This is a genomic window from Geodermatophilus sp. SYSU D00698, from assembly GCF_054050335.1.
Map to the genome: position 1 here is coordinate 1 of NZ_JBJGZD010000031.1, position 16,285 is coordinate 16,285.

Sequence of the window (16,285 nt, forward strand, 5' to 3'; positions counted from 1 at the left end):
CGAGAACCGAGAGCTAGCACTCTCGATGTCATCAACCAAAGGAATCCCATCCGGGCACCAGACCCGGAACGGGGTACTACTTGGCACTGACTTTCGGCACGCTGTTGAGTTCTCAAGGAGCGGACGCACACCAACTCGACCCTCTCGGGCTTCCTCGGCGGCTGCTTGTTGTCCAACCCTGCGCCCGCCCGGAGTATTCCCTCGAAGGGCTCTCCGCGCCGGCCCTCCCGGGCCGTGCGGCGCGCAGAGAGAAAGTTACGTGCCTGTCGGGAGCGTGTCAAACCCGCTCGGCCGTGACGCCAGACACCGTTCCGGAACCGGCGTGTCACACGGCGTCAACGCGGCAGGACGTCCTCAGTGCGCGACGCGCTGCACCCCGGCGACGGACCGCTTGCCGCGGCGCAGCACCAGCCAGCCGCCCGGCAACCAGGCCTCCTCGCCCGGGACGGTGTCGGCGTCGGTCACGCGCTCGTTGTTGAGGTACGCGCCGCCCTCCTTGACCGTGCGGCGGGCCTCGGACAGGCTCGAGACGAGGCCCGTCTGCTGGAGCAGCTGCGCGACGGTCGGCGTCCCGCCGTCGACGGTGACGCTGCCGGCCTCCCGCAGGGCGGCCCCGAGGGTGTCGGCGCCGAGGGCGGTCAGGTCGTCCCGCCCGAACAGCGCGCGCCCGGCGGCCTCCGCCTGGCGGAGTTCCCCGGGCCCGTGGACGAGCGCGGTCAGCTCCTCGGCCAGGGCGCGCTGTGCCGCACGCGACGCCGGCCGCTCCCGGCTCTCGGCCAGGACCGCCTCGACCTCCTCGGCCGGCCGCTCGGAGAACTGCGGCAGCCAGGTGAGCGCGTCGGCGTCGTCGGCGTTGAGCCAGAACTGGAAGAAGGCGTAGGGCGTGGTGAGCGCGGGGTCGAGCCAGACGGTGCCGCCCTCGCTCTTGCCGAACTTCTGCCCGTCGGACTTGGTGACCAGCACGGTGGACAGAGCGTGCACCGCGGCCCCCTCCACCCGGCGGACCAGGTCGATGCCGGCGGTGAGGTTGCCCCACTGGTCCGAGCCACCGGTCTGCAGCGTGACGCCGTGGCGGCGGAACAGCTGCAGGTAGTCGTGCGCCTGGAGGATCTGGTAGCTGAACTCGGTGTAGCTGATGCCGGCCTCGGAGTTCAGCCGCGCGGACACCGCCTCCTTCGCCAGCATCCGGCCGACCCGGAAGTGCTTGCCGAGGTCGCGGAGGAAGTCGATGGCCGACAGCGGCTCGGTCCAGGTCAGGTTGTCGACGTAGACCGGCGCGGGCAGGCCCTCCTGCTCGGCCGGCCGGTCGAGGAAGGGCGCCAGCTGGCGACGGATGCTGTCCACCCAGCCGGCCACGGTGGAGCGGTCGTTGAGCTGCCGCTCGGCGGTCGGGCGCGGGTCGCCGATCAGCCCGGTGGCGCCGCCGACGAGGACCACGGGGTGGTGGCCGGCGCGCTGCAGCGCCCGCAGCACCATCACCTGGACCAGGTGCCCCACGTGCAGGCTCGGGGCGGTCGGGTCGAAGCCGCAGTAGTAGGTGACCGGTCCCTCGGCGAGGTGGGCGCGCAGGGCGTCCTCGTCGGTGGTCTGGGCGATGAGCCCGCGGCGCTGCAGTTCGTCGAGGACGGAGGAGGTCACGAGGTACCAGTCTGCCCGGCGGCGCGGCGCCGGCGTTGTCCGCCCGGGCGGAAGGCGCTCACCGACGGCGCCCCGGTCTCCCAGAACCGCCACGGTAGCTCGGTCGCCCGGCTGATCCCGACCCGGGGCCCGGCCGAGACGGCGGACGGCGGCTGCCCCGCGTGCAGCCGCACCGGCGAGGCGGGGTCGAGGACGTCGGCACCGCCGTCCTCCGGCCCGATCGCCAGCGCGGCGGTCAGCCGGGCCGGGCCGCGGGCCAGGTCCCGGGGCAGGCGGGCGGAGGGACGGCGCAGGGCCGCGACCGGCTCCCCCACCACCACCTCGCCGGCGCGCAGCAGCACCGCCGAGCCGCGGCCGGCGGGACCGACGACGACGTTGGCGCACCAGTGCACGCCGTAGCTGAAGTACACGTACAGCCGCCCGGGCGGGCCGAACATGATCGCCGCGCGCGGGGTGGGGCCGCGGTGCGCGTGCGACGCCGGGTCCTCCCCCTCCCCCGAGTACGCCTCGACCTCGGTGAGCCGGACGGCGACGGTCCCCCCGGGCCGGTCGGTGACCACCCAGCAGCCCAGCAGCGCCGGGGCGACGTCGTCGACCGGCCCGAGCAGCTCCTCCGCCGTCAGCAGGCGGCCTGGCTGGCTCAGAGCGCGGCCGCCACGGGCGAGTCGACCGACCAGCGACCGTGGGCGGCGACGACGTCCTTGAGCGCGGCCAGCTGGGCGGCGACCCGCTCGGGCGCCGTCCCGCCGCGGGTGTCCCGGGCGGCGAGCGCGCCGCGCACCGACAGCACCTCCCGGACGGCGGGGGTGAGCCGCTCGTCGATGCCGGCGAGCTGGTCGTCGTCGAGCTGGTCGAGCTCCAGGCCCGCGGCCTCGCAGACGGCGACCATCTCGCCGGAGATCTCGTGCGCCGACCGGAACGGCACGCCGTTCTTGACCAGCCACTCGGCGACGTCGGTGGCCAGCGCGAAGCCCTGCGGCGCGGCGGCCTCGAGCACCTCCGGGCGCAGGGTGAGCGTGGCGACCATGCCGGTGACCGCGGGCAGCAGGAGCAGCAGCTGCTCGAGGGAGTCGAAGACCGGCTCCTTGTCCTCCTGCAGGTCACGGTCGTAGGCCAGCGGCAGCCCCTTGAGCGTGGTGAGCAGGCCGGTGAGGTTGCCGACGAACCGGCCGGACTTGCCGCGCGCGAGCTCGGCGATGTCCGGGTTCTTCTTCTGCGGCATGATCGACGACCCGGTCGCCCAGGCGTCGTCGAGGCGGGCCCAGCCGAACTCGGTCGACGTCCAGAGCACGACCTCCTCCCCCAGCCGGGACAGGTGGACGCCGACCATCGCGGCGGCGAAGCAGAACTCGGCGGCGAAGTCGCGGTCACTGACCGCGTCGATCGAGTTCTCCGCGGCCCGGTCGAAGCCGAGCTCGGCGGCGACGGCGTCGGGGTCCAGCGGCAGCGAGGACCCGGCCAGCGCGCCCGAGCCCAGCGGGCTGACGGCGGCGCGGCGGTCCCAGTCGAGCAACCGGTCGACGTCGCGGGCGAAGGCGTGCGCGTGGGCCAGCAGCTGGTGGCTGATCAACACCGGCTGGGCGTGCTGCAGGTGGGTCATGCCGGGCGCGGGCACCTCGAGGTACCGCTCGGCCAGCCCCGTCAGGGCGTACTCCAGCGACGCCAGCTCACCGACCAGCGCGCGCACGTTGTGCCGCAGGTACAGCCGCAGGTCGGTGGCGACCTGGTCGTTGCGGGACCGGCCGGCGCGCAGCTTGCCCCCGAGGGTGCCGAGCTTGGCGATCAGGCCGCGCTCGAGCGCCTCGTGCACGTCCTCGTCGGCCTCGACCGGCGCGAAGGTGCCCGCGGCGACCTCGGCCGACAGCTCGGTGAGCGCGCCGACCATCTGCCCGAGCTCGTCGTCGGTGAGCAGGCCGGCGCGGTGCAGCACCCGCGCGTGGGCGCGGGAGCCGGCGAGGTCGTAGGGGGCCAGCCGCCAGTCGACGTCGGTGGACTTCGACAGCGCCGCCATGGCCGGCGACGGCCCGCCGCCGAAGCGGCCGCCCCAGAGCCGGGTCTGCGAGGCGGGGGCGGTCGGGTCGGTCACGGGGCTGATCCTCCAGCGGGGTCGTCGGTCTCGTCGGTCAGGTGGGGCGGCTCGCCGGGCGCGCGGCCGGCCAGCGACCGCAGGCGCCGGGCGAGCGCCGCACCGCCGTCGGGGTCGCGCGAGACGACGAGCAGCGTGTCGTCGCCGGCGATGGTGCCCAGGACGTCGGGCAGGCCCACCTTGTCCAGCGCCGAGGCGAGGAACTGCGCGGCGCCGGGCGGGGTGCGCAGCACCGCGAGGTTGGCGCTGCCCTCGGCGCTGGTGAGCAGGTCCCCGAGCAGCCGCGTGAGGCGGGCGGGGGCGGCCTGCGCGGGGCGCAGCGGGGCGTTCTCCGGCGGCAGCACGTAGGACGCCGGGGCGCCGTCGGAGCCGCGCAGCTTGACCGCGCCGAGCTCCTCCAGGTCGCGCGAGAGCGTGGCCTGGGTGACCTCGACGCCGGACTCGGCCAGCAGCGCGGCGAGCTGGGTCTGCGAGGTCACCGGCCGGGCGGCGATGAGCTCGGCGATGCGTGCCTGCCGCGCCGACCGGGTCAGCGCCCCGGTCACACGGATCGCTCCAGCAACCATGTGAGGAGGGCCTTCTGCGCGTGCAGCCGGTTCTCCGCCTCGTCCCAGACGACGCTCTGCGGGCCGTCGATCACCTCCGCGGCGATCTCCTTGCCGCGGTAGGCGGGCAGGCAGTGCAGCACGAGGGCGTCGTCGGCGGCGCGGGCCAGCACGCCGTCGTCGACGGCGTAGGGCAGGAACGGCGCGACCCGGGTGTCGTACTCGTCCTCCTGGCCCATGGAGACCCAGGTGTCGGTGGCGAGGACGTCGGCTCCGTCGGCGGCGGCCGCGGCGTCGGCGGTCCACTGGACCGAGCCGCCGGTCTCGGCGGCGATCTCCGCCGCCCTCTTCAGCACGTCGGGCGCCGGCTGGTACTCCTCGGGCGAGCCGATGCGCACGTGCATGCCGGCGGTCGCGCCGCCGAGCAGGTACGAGTGCGCCATGTTGTTGGCGCCGTCGCCGAGGTAGGTCAGCGACCGGCCGGCCAGCGAGCCCTTGTGCTCGGCCACCGTCTGCAGGTCGGCCAGGATCTGGCACGGGTGGAAGTCGTCGGTGAGCGCGTTGACCACCGGCACCCGGCTGGTGGCGGCCATGGTCTCGAGCCGGTCCTGGCCGAAGGTGCGCCACACGATCGCGGCGACCTGCCGGTCGAGCACGCGGGTGGTGTCCTCCACCGGCTCGCCGCGGCCGAGCTGGCTGGACCCGGCGTCGATCACGAGCGGGTACCCGCCGAGCTCGGCGACGCCGACCGAGAACGACACCCGGGTGCGGGTGGAGGGCTTGTCGAACAGCACGGCCACCGCCCGCGGCACGCCGTTCGCCGCGCGCAGCGGGGTGGGCGCGGCGTCGGTGTGCCGGGTGCGCTTGAGCTCGGCGGCCAGCGCGAGGACCTCGGCCTGCTCGCCGGGGGTGAGGTCGTCGTCGCGGGTGAGGTGCCGGGTCACGAGTGGGTCTCCTGCAGGGCGGTGTCGAGGGCGGCCGGCAGCGCGGCGACGAAGGCGTCGACCTGGCCGTCGGTGAGGACCAGGGAGGGCGCCAGGCGCAGCACGTCGGGAGCGACGGCGTTGGTGAGGAAGCCGGCCTCGCGCAGCGCGGCCTCCAGCGCGCCGGCGACCGGGGCGGTGAGGACGACGCCGAGCAGCGCGCCCCTCCCCCGCACCCCGGAGACGCCGGGGTGCCCGAGGCCCTCGATGCCGGCGGTGAACCGGTGCTCGAGCTCCTTGGCGCGCTCGAGCAGGCCCTCGTCGCGCATCGTGTCGAGGACGGCGAGCGCGGCGGCGCAGGCGATCGGGTTGCCGCCGAACGTGGAGCCGTGCGAGCCGGCGGTCATGAGCTCCGCGGCGTCGCCGAAGGCGAGCGTGGCGCCGATGGGCAGGCCGCCGCCGAGTGCCTTGGCCATGGTGACCAGGTCGGGCTGCAGGCCGTCGGCCTGGTGGGCGAACCAGTGGCCGGTGCGGCCGGTGCCGGTCTGCACCTCGTCGACGGCGAACAGCGCGCCGGCGTCCGCGGCGGAGCGGGCGGCGGCGGCGAGGTAGCCCGGCGGCGGGGGCTGCACGCCGCCCTCGCCGAGCAGCGGCTCGAGCAGCACCATCGCGGTCCGGTCGCCGACCGCCCCGGCCAGCGCGCCGGCGTCGCCGTAGGGCACGTACCGGACGCCGCCGGGCAGCGGGGCGAACGCGGCGGCCTTGGACGGCTGGCCGGTGAGCGCGAGCGCGCCCATCGTGCGGCCGTGGAAGGCGCCCTCGGCGGTGACCACCTCGGGCCGCCCGGTGAGCCGGCTGATCTTGAAGGCGGCCTCGTTGGCCTCGGCGCCGGAGTTGCAGAAGAACACCCGCCCGGGCCGGCCGGCCAGCTCCAGCAGCCGCTCGGCGAGCGTGACGCCGGGCTCGTGCATCGCCAGGTTGGAGACGTGCCCGAGGGTCTGCGCCTGCCGGGTGATCGCCTCGACCACCCTCGGGTGGGCGTGGCCGAGGATCGTCGTCGCGATGCCGCCGAGCAGGTCGGTGTACCCGCGGCCGTCGACGTCCCAGACGGTCGCGCCCTCGCCGCGTGCGAGCGCGACCGGCGGGGTGCGGTAGTTGCCCATCATCACCGCCGACCAGCGGGTGGCCAGCTCCTCCGTGTGGGTCATGCCGGCTCCTCTCCGCTCAGTGAGTGGGCGGGGACGACCATCGTCCCGGTGCCCTCGGTGGTGAACATCTCCAGCAGCAGGGCGTGCGGGGTCCGGCCGTCGACGACGGTCGCCCGCTTCACCCCGCCCTCGACCGCCCGCAGGCAGGCGGCCATCTTCGGGATCATCCCGGCGTCCAGCGTCGGGAGGATCTCGGCGAGCTCGGCGGCGTCGATCTGCTGCACCAGCGAGTCGCGGTCGGGCCAGTCGGCGTAGAGGCCCTCGACGTCGGTGAGGACGACGAGCTTCACCGCGCCGAGCGCCACGGCGAGCGCGGCGGCGGCGGTGTCGGCGTTGACGTTGTGCACCACGCCGTCGCGGTCGGGCGCGACCGTGGCGACCACCGGGATCTTCCCGGACTGCAGCAGCGCGGTGACCGGCGTCGGGTCGACGGCGACGACGTCCCCGACCCGGCCGACGTCGACCGGCTGCCCGTCGACGAGCGCCCGGGTGCGCTCGGCGGTGAACAGGCCGCCGTCCTCGCCGGACAGGCCGACCGCGAGCGGGCCGTGCTGGTTGACCAGCCCGACCACCTCCGGCGTGACCTGGCCGGTGAGCACCATGCGGACCACCTCGACGGTCTCGTCGGTGGTCACCCGCAGGCCGCCGCGGAACTCGCTCTCGATGCCGAGCCGGCCGAGCATCTCGGTGATCTGCGGGCCGCCGCCGTGGACGACGACGGGCAGGATGCCGCAGGTCCGCAGGAACACCATGTCCTCGGCGAAGGCCCGGCGGCACTCCTCGTCGACCATCGCGTGGCCGCCGTACTTGATCACCACGACGTTGCCGTGGAACTCCCGCAGCCACGGCAGCGCGCCGGTGAGGACGGCGACCTTGCGGGCGTCGCCCTCCGGGTCGTAGGTGCGCATGACCCGGGTGGTGCCGAGCCGCCGGCGCGGCGGGGGCGCCTCGTCGACCCGGACGTCGGGCGGGGTGGGGTCCTCGTGGGTGTTCTCGTGGGTGTTCTCGTGGGTGCTCACGTCGAGTAGGCCGAGTTCTCGTGCACGTAGGCGAGGGACAGGTCGTTGGTCCAGATCGTGGCCTGCTCGGTGCCGGCGCCGAGGTCGACGTCGATGGTGATGGCCCGGCCGGTGAGGTCGACGCCCTCGCGCGGGTCGCCGATCGCGCCGCCCCGGCAGACGGTGACGCCGTTGATCGTGACGTCGACCCGGTCGGGCTCGAAGGCGGCGTCGGTGGTGCCGATCGCCGCCAGGACCCGGCCCCAGTTGGGGTCGTTGCCGAACAGCGCCGTCTTGAGCAGGTTGTTGCGGGCGCAGGCGCGGCCGGCGGTGAGCGCGTCCTCGGCGGTCGCCGCGTTGCGCACGGTGATCGCGATGTCCTTGGTCGAGCCCTCGGCGTCGGCGAGCAGCTGCATGGCGAGGTCGGTGGCCGCGGCGGTGAGCGCCTCGGCGACCTCCTCCGCACCCGGGCCGACCCCGCTGGCGCCGTTGGCCATCGCCACGACGGTGTCGTTGGTGGACAGGCAGCCGTCGGAGTCGACCCGCTCGAAGCTGACAGCGGTGGCGGCCTTCAGCGCCTCCTGCAGCACGGCCGGGTCGACGGCCGCGTCGGTGGTGAGGACGACGAGCATCGTGGCCAGGCTCGGCGCGAGCATGCCGGCGCCCTTGGCCATCCCGCCGACCGACCAGCCGTCCCGCTCGACGACCGTCGTCTTGGGCACCGAGTCGGTGGTCATGATGGCCCGGGCGGCGTCGGGACCGCCCTCGGCCGACAGCGCCTTCGCTGCGTCGGTGACCCCCGGCAGCAGCCTGTCCATCGGCAGCCGGACGCCGATCAGCCCGGTGGAGGCGACCGCGACGTCGATCGCGCCCAGCCCCAGCTGCTCGGCGGTGTGCTCGGCGGTGGCGTGGGTGTCCTGGAAGCCCTCGGGGCCGGTGCAGGCGTTGGCGCCGCCGGAGTTGAGGACCACCGCGCGCAGCCGGCCGGTGGCCAGCACCTGGCGGCTCCACTGCACCGGCGCGGCCGGGAAGCGGTTGGTGGTGAAGACGGCGGCGGCGTCGTCCCGCGGCCCGTCGTTGACGACCAGCGCGACGTCGGCCGCGCCGGTGCTCTTCAGCCCGGCCGCGACGCCGGCGGCCCGGAAGCCCTGCGGGGCGGTGACGCTCACGGGGCCACCCCCACCAGCGGCAGGCCCGTGGTCTCGGGCAGCCCGAGGGCGACGTTGGCGCTCTGGATCGCGCCGCCCGCGGTGCCCTTGGTGAGGTTGTCGACCGCGGCGACGACCACCAGCCGACCGGCGTCCGGGTCGACCGCGACCTGCACCGCGACGGTGTTGGCGCCGAGCACCTGCGCCGTCGTCGGCCACTGGCCCTCGGGGAGCAGGTGCACGAACGGCTCGTCGGCGTACGCCTTCTGGTAGGCGGCCCGGGCGGCGTCGGCGTCGATCCCGGGCCGCAGCGGCGCCGAGCAGGTGGCGAGGATACCCCGGCTCATCGGCACCAGGGTCGGGGTGAAGCTGATCCGCACCGGGCCCCCGGCGGCCGCGCCGAGGGTCTGCGCCATCTCCGGGGTGTGCCGGTGCACGCCGCCGACGCCGTAGGCGCTGACCGAGCCCATCACCTCGCTGCCGAGCAGGTGCGGCTTGGCCGCCTTGCCCGCGCCGGAGGTGCCGGAGGCGGCGACCACGACGACGTCCGGCTCGACCAGCCCGGCGGCCAGCGCCGGGGCCATGGCGAGGGTGACCGAGGTCGGGTAGCAGCCGGGGACCGCGATCCGCCGCGCGCCGGCCAGCCGCTCCCGCTGGCCGGGCAGCTCCGGCAGGCCGTAGGGCCACGTCCCCGGGTGCGGCGTGCCGGCGTCGCCGCCGTACCAGCGGGCCCAGGCGGCCGGGTCCTGCAGCCGGTGGTCGGCGCCGCAGTCGACGACCAGGGTGTCCGGGGACAGCTGCGCGGCGATCGCGGCCGACTCCCCGTGCGGGAGCGCGAGGACGACGACGTCGTAGCCGGCGAGGTCCTCGGGCGCGCTCGGCCGGACCTCGAGGTCGGCGAAGGGCAGCAGGTGCGGCTGCAGCTCACCCAGGCGTCGGCCGGCGCTGCTGTTCGCGTGCACCCCGGCCAGGCGGAGGTGCGGGTGCCCGGCCAGCAGCCGGCACACCTCTCCCCCCGCGTACCCGGTGGCGCCGGTGACCCCGACCGTCCACGTCTGCCCTGTGTTCACGATGCATGACCATACAGGTCTGTGCATGACCTTCCATGACCGGGGTCCGGGGGTGTTCCGGCGCCCGCTCGTGCTCTGCTCCCACGTGGGGGGCAGAGCACGAGCGTCCGGGAAAGGAGGTCGCCGCTCCCGTCGGTCGCGCTCCGCGCACGCGGGACACCCACGAGACGAGACGCACTCAGGAGACGAGGTGGGCGGACCGAGCGGGTTCCACGCCGGCGTAGGGACTCAGCCCTCCCCAGCGGGTCAGCTCGCGCTCCAGCCACGGCGGCCCGGCCAGCACCATCTGGCGGGACTCCCGGGCCGCGGCGAGCCCGAGCCGGCCGGCGCTCCAGCGCACGAGCGAGCCGACGTCGGTGGTGACCACGCCGTCGTCGGGGAATCCGGGCGGCTCGACACAGACCTCGTTGCCCCTTCGGTCGAGCAGCAACCAGAGGTGGTGCGGCGCCCGGGGCCCGCGGACGTCGAACCGCACGACCACGCGCGGCCGCGGCAGGGACGCCGGGTCGATCAGCCGGGCCAGGGTCCACAGCGCGAGATAGGGGTCCCGGTCGCCAGGTGCCACCTCGCGCCACCTCGCCCCCCACCTCCCCAGCGCGGAGCAGACGTCGCCCAGCTCCCGGCCCATCGGGGTCAGGGTGTACTCCGTGGTCCGGCCGGACCTCGTCCGCTCGACCACGCCGTCCCGTTCCAGCGTGTGCAACCGCTGGGCCAGGACGCTGCGCGAGAGCCCGGGGGCGCCGTCGAGTATGTCGCCGAAGTGGACGCACCCCAGGGACAGGTTCCGGATGATGATCGGCGTCCACCGCTGGGCGAAGACCTCGGCCCCGAGCGCCAGGGGGCAGTACTGACCGTAGCCACCCATGACGGACACCCTCCACCCGCGAGGGGCCCCGTGGGGTGACCGAGGACGCGGCACGTCCGTACGAGTCCGTTTTCCGGACTGACGGCGCCGGCCCCGGAGGAGTGCACTCGACGGACCCCGCTCGCCCGAGGAGTCCCCATGCGCCGGTCCCTGCCCACCGTCGTCGTGGCGGCCGTCCTGACGGTGACGCTGACGTCGGTCTCCCCCGCAACCGCGCACGACGTGCCCGACGGGGCCAGCGTCCGCGCGTGGAACGCCATCGCCGTCGACACGCTCGTCGCCGCGGTCCCGCCCGTCCCGGGCCCGGTGGGCCCGCTCTACCTGACCTACGTGCACCGCGCGGTGTACGAGGCCGTCGAGGACGCCGTCCACGACGACGCCTCGGTCCCCGCCGCGGTCGCCGCCGCGGCCTCCGTGGTGCTGGTCCACCACTTCCCGGCCCAGGGACAGGCCCTGCGCGACCGGTACGCCGCCGCGCTGGCCGAGGTCCCGAACGGCCCGGCCGAGCGCCACGGCATCGCCCTCGGCCGGGCGGCTGCTGCGGCGCTGATCCGCGAGCGGACCGGTGACGGTCTCGGCGGCCCACCCCCGCCGCTGACGGCGTCGGGTCCGGGGGCCTGGGCGCCGGCCGACCCGAACGTGCCCGCGGTGGCGACCTGGCTCGCCGGGGTGCGGCCCTTCGTGCTCGACTCCCCCTCGGCGCTCCGGCCGGCGGGGCCCCCGTCGCTCACCAGCGACCTGTACGCCCGGGACTACGAGGAGGTCAGGGTCCTCGGCTCCGCGTCGTCGACGCAGCGCACCCCCCAGCAGACGGCCGTGGCCCTGTTCTGGGCCGATCCGCCGGCGGTGCAGAGCCAGCGGGCGCTGCGCGGCTACAGCGAGCAGGAAGGCCTGGACGCGCTGGCCACGGCCCGGCTGTTCGCCCTGGTGGACACCGCGAGCACCGACGCGCTGATCGCCTGCTTCGACGCCAAGGTGCGGTACGACTTCTGGCGGCCGGTCGGGGCCATCCCCGCCGGTGACACCGACGGCAACCCCCGTACCCCGGCCGAGCCGGACTGGACCTCGCTGGTGCCGACGCCCAACTTCCCCGAGTACCCGAGCAACCACGCCTGCGCGACGACCGCGCTGGTCACCGTCATCGACGGGCTGGACGGGCGGGGGCCGTTCTCGCTGACGATGACCAGCGTCCGGGGCACGCCTCCCGCGGTCGCCGACACGCACACGTGGACCTCCCCCGAGCAGGTGGTCCGCGAGGTGGCCGACGCGCGCGTGTGGGGCGGGCTGCACTTCCGGTTCTCCACCGTCGTCGGCGCCGACATCGGCCGGGCGGTCGCGCAGGCGGTGCTGGAGTCCGACCGGTAGCCGGGCCGGCGTCAGGCCAGCGGGTCGCCGTCGCCGTACGGGAGCAGCCGCAGCCGCCGCGCGTCGTCGGCCGGCGTGGTGGCCCGGAGGGTGTCGAGGTCGTCGACGCCGGCGCGGAAGAACCGCCCCGACCACTGGTCCAGCTCCCCGGCGGCGATGGCCACCACCAGGTCGACGACGTCCTCGGGACGGGTCCAGTCGGTGCGGCCCTCGTGCATCGGCATGGCGCGGGTCATCGCGGTGTCGACGACGCCCGGCGCCAGGTCGAACGCCCGCACGCCGTGCGCGGCACCGGCCAGGTCGATCGACTCGGTGATGCGCATCTGCGCGGTCTTGCCCGCCGAGTAGGCGCTGTAGTGCGGGTTGGCGCGGGTGCTGATCCCGCTGGCCAGGTCGACCACCCGGCCGCCGCCGACGGCGACCATCCCGGGCAGGACCGCGCGGGCCACGAGGAACGGCCCGCGCACCTGGCTCTCCACGACCTCCCACCACTGGTCGGGGTCGGCCTCCCACAGCGGCACCTCGGCGGCGTCGATCAGGCCGGCGTTGTTCACCAGCAGCCCGATCGGCCCGAGCTCGCGGACCACCCCCGCGACGGCGGCGTCGACGGCGACGCGGTCGGTGACGTCGGCGGGCAGCGCGAGGGTGCGGGCACCGGTGGCGGCGGCGACCTCGGCCATCGCCGTCCGCAGCCGCTCCGCGCCCCGGGCGACGCCGGCGACGGCGGCCCCGCGGGCGGCCAGCCCCTCGGCCAGGTGCCGGCCGATGCCCGCCGACGCCCCGGTGACGAGTGCGACCAGGCCGGTGAGGTCCGCCATCAGTCGCCGCTGCGCAGGGTGATCCCCTGCAGCTCGACGACGGCGACGATGCCCTCGCGCACCCGGGCGACGTCCTCGGCGGTCAGCGTGCGGTCCGGCGCGCGCAGCACCAGGGAGTACGCCAGCGACCGCGACCCGGCCGGGACCGGCGGGCCGGAGTACACGTCGAACAGGCGGACCGCCTCGAACAGCTCCCCCGCGCCCCCGCGGACCAGCGACTCGACGTGCGCGGCGGTGATCCCGTCGGGCACGACGAAGGCCAGGTCGAGGAAGACCGGCGGGAACGTCGAGATGCGCGGCCCCACCGGGACCGGCGCCGGCGGGAACGCGTCGACGTCGAGCTCCATCACCGAGGTGCGGGCCGGCAGGTCGAGGGCGGCGCACACCCGCGGGTGCAGCTCGCCGGCGTACCCGACCACCCGGTCGTCCACGACCAGCTCCGCGCAGCGCCCCGGGTGCCAGGGGGCCTGCTCGCCGGGGCGGACGAACAGCTGCACGCCCGCGGCGGCGGCCACCAGCCGGGCGGCCTGGACGGCGTCCGCCCAGCCCGCGGCCCGGCCCGGGCCCCACCAGCCGCGCGGCTCGCGCTGCCCGGTCAGCGCCACGGCGACGTGCCAGGGCTGGTCGGGCACCGCGCCGAGCAGGGCGGCGAGGGTGTCGTCGTCGGGCCGGCGGTCGACGCCGGGCAGCGGCGCGGGGGTGCGCCGGTCGCCGGGGAAGACCGCGCCGTGCTCGAACAGGGCGACGTCGCGGCGGCCGCGGGAGAGGTTGCGGGCCAGCGTCGCGAGCAGGCCGGGCAGCAGCGTGGTGCGCAGCGCCGGCTCCTCCTCCGACAGCGGGTTGCGCACGAGCACGACGCGGCGGCGCGGGTCGTCGGCGGCGAGGCCGAGGGCGTCCAGCGCCGGGGTGCCGACGAACGGGTAGGACGGCGCCTCGACGTAGCCGGCCTCGGCCAGCGCGCGGCCCACCGTGCGACGGCGGCGCTGGGTCTCGGTGAGCCCGCGCCCGGGCGGGGCGGTGGGCAGCACCGAGGGGACGTCGTCGTAGCCGGCCAGCCGGACGACCTCCTCGACCAGGTCGGCCGGGTCGGTGAGGTCCGGGCGCCACGACGGCGGCGTGACGGTCAGCGAGCCGCCGCCCCCGGCCGCCGGACCCTCCACCGCGCAGCCGACCGCGCCGAGCAGCTCGACCACCTGGGCGGGCGAGTAGGGCACGCCGGAGACCCGGCCGGGCCTCGCGGCGTCCAGCGCGATCGACGGGCGGGGGGCGCGGGTGTCGACGTCGACCAGCGCGCCGACGACGCGGGCGCCGCCGTGCTCGGCGAGCAGCTCCGCGGCGCGGGCCAGCGCGGCGACGGTCATCTCCGGGTCGACGCCGCGCTCGAAGCGGCGGGCGGCCTCGCTGGGCAGCCGGTGCCGGCGGGCGGTGCGCGCGACGCCGGTGGGCTCCCAGTGCGCCGCCTCGAGCAGCACGTTCGTGGTGCCGTCGCCGATCTCGGTCGAGGCGCCGCCCATCACCGCGGCCAGCCCGATCGGGCCGGTGTCGTCGGTGATGAGCAGGTCGTCGCCGGACAGCGCCCGGTCGGCGCCGTCGAGGGTGGTCAGCCGCTCGCCCTCGCGGGCCCGGCGGACGACGATCGGGCCGGTCACGGCGTCCCGGTCGAAGGCGTGCATCGGCTGACCCAGCTCGAGCATCACGTAGTTGGTGACGTCGACGGCCAGGGAGATCGAACGGACGCCCGACTGGGCCAGCCGGCGGCGCATCCACCACGGGCTGGGCCGGGTCGGGTCCAGCCCCTCCAGCGCGACCATGGAGAACCGGTCGCAGCGGTCGGCGTCGGCGACGGTCACCTCCCACGCCGGCTCGCCGGACCAGGCGGCCGGAGCCGCGGCGCCCGGGTCGCGCCACGGCACGCCCAGGCCGGCGCCCACCTCGCGGGCGATGCCGCGCATGGACAGGCAGTAGCCGCGGTCGGGGGTCACGTTGAGCTCGATGACGACGTCGTCGAGGCCCACGACGGGGCGGGCGTCGGCGCCGGGCTCGAAGCCCTCGCCCAACACCAGGATCCCGGCGTGGTCCTCGCCGATGCCGAGCTCGCGGACCGAGCAGATCATCCCGTCGGAGACGTGGTCGTAGGTCTTCCGCGCGGCGATCTCGAACCCGCCGGGCAGCACGGCGCCGGGCAGCGCGACGACGACGCTGTCCCCCGCGACGAAGTTGCTGGCCCCGCAGACGATCCCGCGCGGGGCGCCCTCGCCGACGTCGACCTGGCACCACCGGATCGGCTTCTTGAAGCCGGTGAGCTCCTCGATCTCCAGCACCCGGCCGACCACGAGCGGGCCGGTGACCTCGGCCGGGGTGTGGACCTCCTCGACCTCCAGGCCCAGCCGGACGAAGGCGGCGTCGAGGTCCTCGACGGGGGTCCCGGCGGGGACGTCGACGTACTCGGCCAGCCAGCCGACGGGGACCCGCATCTACAGCTCCACTCCGAACGCACTCGTGAACCGGACGTCGCCCTCGACGATGTCGCGCATGTCGCCGACGCCCGAGCGGAACTGCAGCGCCCGCTCGATGCCGACGCCGAAGGCGAAGCCGCTGTACTCCTCGGGGTCGACGCCGCAGGCGACGAGCACCCGCGGGTTGACCATCCCGCAGCCGCCCCACTCGACCCAGCGCGGGCCGTCGCGGTGCTCGGGGAACCAGACGTCGAACTCGGCCGAGGGCTCGGTGAACGGGAAGTACGACGGCCGCCAGCGGGTGACCGCCTCGGGGCCGAACAGCGCCCGCGCGAGGTGGTCGAGGGTGCCGCGCAGGTGCGCCATCGTCAGCCCGCGGTCGACGGCCAGGCCCTCGACCTGGTGGAAGACCGGGGTGTGCGTCGCGTCGAGCTCGTCGGTGCGGTAGACCCGCCCGGGCGCGACGACGTACACCGGCGGCGTCCGGGACAGCAGCGTGCGGGCCTGCACCGGGCTGGTGTGCGTGCGCAGCACCAGGCCGGAGTCCTCGGGGGCGACGAAGAGGGTGTCCATCATCGTGCGCGCCGGGTGGTCGCGGCCGATGTTGAGCGCGTCGAAGTTGAACCACTCGGCCTCGAGCTCGGGGCCGTCGGCCACCTCGTAGCCCATGCCGACGAACACGTCGGCGATCCGCTCCTGCAGCGTGGTCAGCGGGTGGCGGGCGCCGCGCGGGGTGCGGTCCCAGGGCAGGGTGACGTCGACCCGCTCCTCGGCCAGCGCCCGGGCGTCGCGCTCGGCCTCGAGCTCGGCCCTCCGCGTCTCGTACGCCTCGGTGACGGCGATCCGCGCCGCGTTCACCCGCTTGCCGGCGTCGGCGCGGGCGGCCGGCGGCAGCGCGCCGAGCTCGCGGCGGGCCAGCGGCACGGGCGCGCGGTCGCCGAGGTGGGCCGGGCGCACGGCGGCCAGCGCCTCGAGGTCGCCCGCTCCCGCGAAGGCCTCCCGCGCCGCTGCGACGGCGGCGTCGAGGGCCTCGGCGGACAGGGCCGCGACCTGCTTCGGGTCGTAGGGGTCGTTGGCGCCGGACACGGGAGGCCATTCTGCCCGGCGGCCCCGGGACGCCGCTGCCGGGTTTGCCGCGCCCGCCCGACGGCCGCTCCGTGCCCGC

14 protein-coding genes are annotated in these 16,285 nt (G+C 75.9%); 1 reads left to right on the top strand and 13 read right to left on the bottom strand.

The features are described 5' to 3' along the window. Positions 1-354: 354 nt before the first annotated feature. The 10 genes from tyrS to ACI8AB_RS20820 all read right to left on the bottom strand — a co-directional run bounded on the left by tyrS (position 355) and on the right by ACI8AB_RS20820 (position 10,481). Positions 355-1,638: a tyrosine--tRNA ligase gene (gene tyrS / locus ACI8AB_RS20775; RefSeq protein WP_456951680.1), complete on the bottom strand. Its 1,284-nt coding sequence runs from the start codon at positions 1,636-1,638 to the stop codon at positions 355-357. Then, positions 1,635-2,315, bottom strand: coding sequence for a DNA-3-methyladenine glycosylase (locus ACI8AB_RS20780; protein ID WP_456951720.1), 681 nt, complete (start codon positions 2,313-2,315; stop codon positions 1,635-1,637). The genes tyrS and ACI8AB_RS20780 overlap by 4 nt, the downstream gene beginning before the upstream one ends. After that, a complete protein-coding gene (gene argH, locus ACI8AB_RS20785; RefSeq protein WP_456951681.1) occupies positions 2,279-3,724 on the bottom strand; it encodes an argininosuccinate lyase in 1,446 nt (481 codons plus the stop codon). Before argH ends, ACI8AB_RS20780 begins: the two co-directional genes overlap by 37 nt. Then, positions 3,721-4,269, bottom strand: a complete 549-nt coding sequence (locus ACI8AB_RS20790; protein ID WP_456951682.1) for an arginine repressor — start codon at positions 4,267-4,269, stop codon at positions 3,721-3,723. The genes argH and ACI8AB_RS20790 overlap by 4 nt, the downstream gene beginning before the upstream one ends. Beyond that, complete coding sequence (argF, locus tag ACI8AB_RS20795; protein ID WP_456951683.1) at positions 4,266-5,213, bottom strand: ornithine carbamoyltransferase; 948 nt, start codon at positions 5,211-5,213, stop codon at positions 4,266-4,268. The genes ACI8AB_RS20790 and argF overlap by 4 nt, the downstream gene beginning before the upstream one ends. After that, the gene (locus tag ACI8AB_RS20800) at positions 5,210-6,400 is read right to left on the bottom strand and encodes an acetylornithine transaminase (RefSeq protein WP_456951684.1); all 1,191 of its coding nucleotides are present in this window, start codon (positions 6,398-6,400) and stop codon (positions 5,210-5,212) included. The genes argF and ACI8AB_RS20800 overlap by 4 nt, the downstream gene beginning before the upstream one ends. Further along, positions 6,397-7,419: an acetylglutamate kinase gene (argB, locus tag ACI8AB_RS20805; protein ID WP_456951685.1), complete on the bottom strand. Its 1,023-nt coding sequence runs from the start codon at positions 7,417-7,419 to the stop codon at positions 6,397-6,399. The genes ACI8AB_RS20800 and argB overlap by 4 nt, the downstream gene beginning before the upstream one ends. Continuing rightward, complete coding sequence (gene argJ / locus ACI8AB_RS20810; protein WP_456951686.1) at positions 7,416-8,567, bottom strand: bifunctional glutamate N-acetyltransferase/amino-acid acetyltransferase ArgJ; 1,152 nt, start codon at positions 8,565-8,567, stop codon at positions 7,416-7,418. Before argJ ends, argB begins: the two co-directional genes overlap by 4 nt. After that, the gene (argC, locus tag ACI8AB_RS20815) at positions 8,564-9,616 is read right to left on the bottom strand and encodes an N-acetyl-gamma-glutamyl-phosphate reductase (protein ID WP_456951687.1); all 1,053 of its coding nucleotides are present in this window, start codon (positions 9,614-9,616) and stop codon (positions 8,564-8,566) included. Before argC ends, argJ begins: the two co-directional genes overlap by 4 nt. Before the next feature lie 178 nt (positions 9,617-9,794). Next, a complete protein-coding gene (locus ACI8AB_RS20820; RefSeq protein WP_456951688.1) occupies positions 9,795-10,481 on the bottom strand; it encodes a winged helix-turn-helix transcriptional regulator in 687 nt (228 codons plus the stop codon). A 138-nt stretch (positions 10,482-10,619) separates the two neighbouring features. Between ACI8AB_RS20820 and ACI8AB_RS20825 the strand changes: the two genes are divergently transcribed. After that, positions 10,620-11,846 (top strand): vanadium-dependent haloperoxidase, encoded by a 1,227-nt coding sequence (locus ACI8AB_RS20825; protein WP_456951689.1) that lies wholly within the window; start codon positions 10,620-10,622, stop codon positions 11,844-11,846. 11 nt (positions 11,847-11,857) lie between these two features. Here ACI8AB_RS20825 and ACI8AB_RS20830 read toward each other — a convergent pair whose 3' ends face one another. From ACI8AB_RS20830 to pheS, 3 genes are read right to left on the bottom strand one after another with little or no spacing between them, the layout of a single operon-like run. Then, positions 11,858-12,664 (bottom strand): SDR family NAD(P)-dependent oxidoreductase, encoded by an 807-nt coding sequence (locus ACI8AB_RS20830; protein ID WP_456951690.1) that lies wholly within the window; start codon positions 12,662-12,664, stop codon positions 11,858-11,860. Next, a complete protein-coding gene (gene pheT / locus ACI8AB_RS20835; protein WP_456951691.1) occupies positions 12,664-15,138 on the bottom strand; it encodes a phenylalanine--tRNA ligase subunit beta in 2,475 nt (824 codons plus the stop codon). Before pheT ends, ACI8AB_RS20830 begins: the two co-directional genes overlap by 1 nt. Continuing rightward, positions 15,139-16,206 (bottom strand): phenylalanine--tRNA ligase subunit alpha, encoded by a 1,068-nt coding sequence (gene pheS / locus ACI8AB_RS20840; RefSeq protein ID WP_456951692.1) that lies wholly within the window; start codon positions 16,204-16,206, stop codon positions 15,139-15,141. Positions 16,207-16,285 lie beyond the last annotated feature (79 nt).

Excerpts from the sequence above, each read along its gene's own strand:
- ACI8AB_RS20800 (WP_456951684.1), bottom strand. The coding sequence starts at position 6,400 with ATGACCCACACGGAGGAGCTGGCCACCCGCTGGTCGGCGGTGATGATG.
- ACI8AB_RS20820 (WP_456951688.1), bottom strand. The coding sequence starts at position 10,481 with ATGGGTGGCTACGGTCAGTACTGCCCCCTGGCGCTCGGGGCCGAGGTC.
- ACI8AB_RS20825 (WP_456951689.1), top strand. The coding sequence starts at position 10,620 with ATGCGCCGGTCCCTGCCCACCGTCGTCGTGGCGGCCGTCCTGACGGTG.
- ACI8AB_RS20830 (WP_456951690.1), bottom strand. The coding sequence starts at position 12,664 with ATGGCGGACCTCACCGGCCTGGTCGCACTCGTCACCGGGGCGTCGGCG.
- pheT (WP_456951691.1), bottom strand. The coding sequence starts at position 15,138 with ATGCGGGTCCCCGTCGGCTGGCTGGCCGAGTACGTCGACGTCCCCGCC.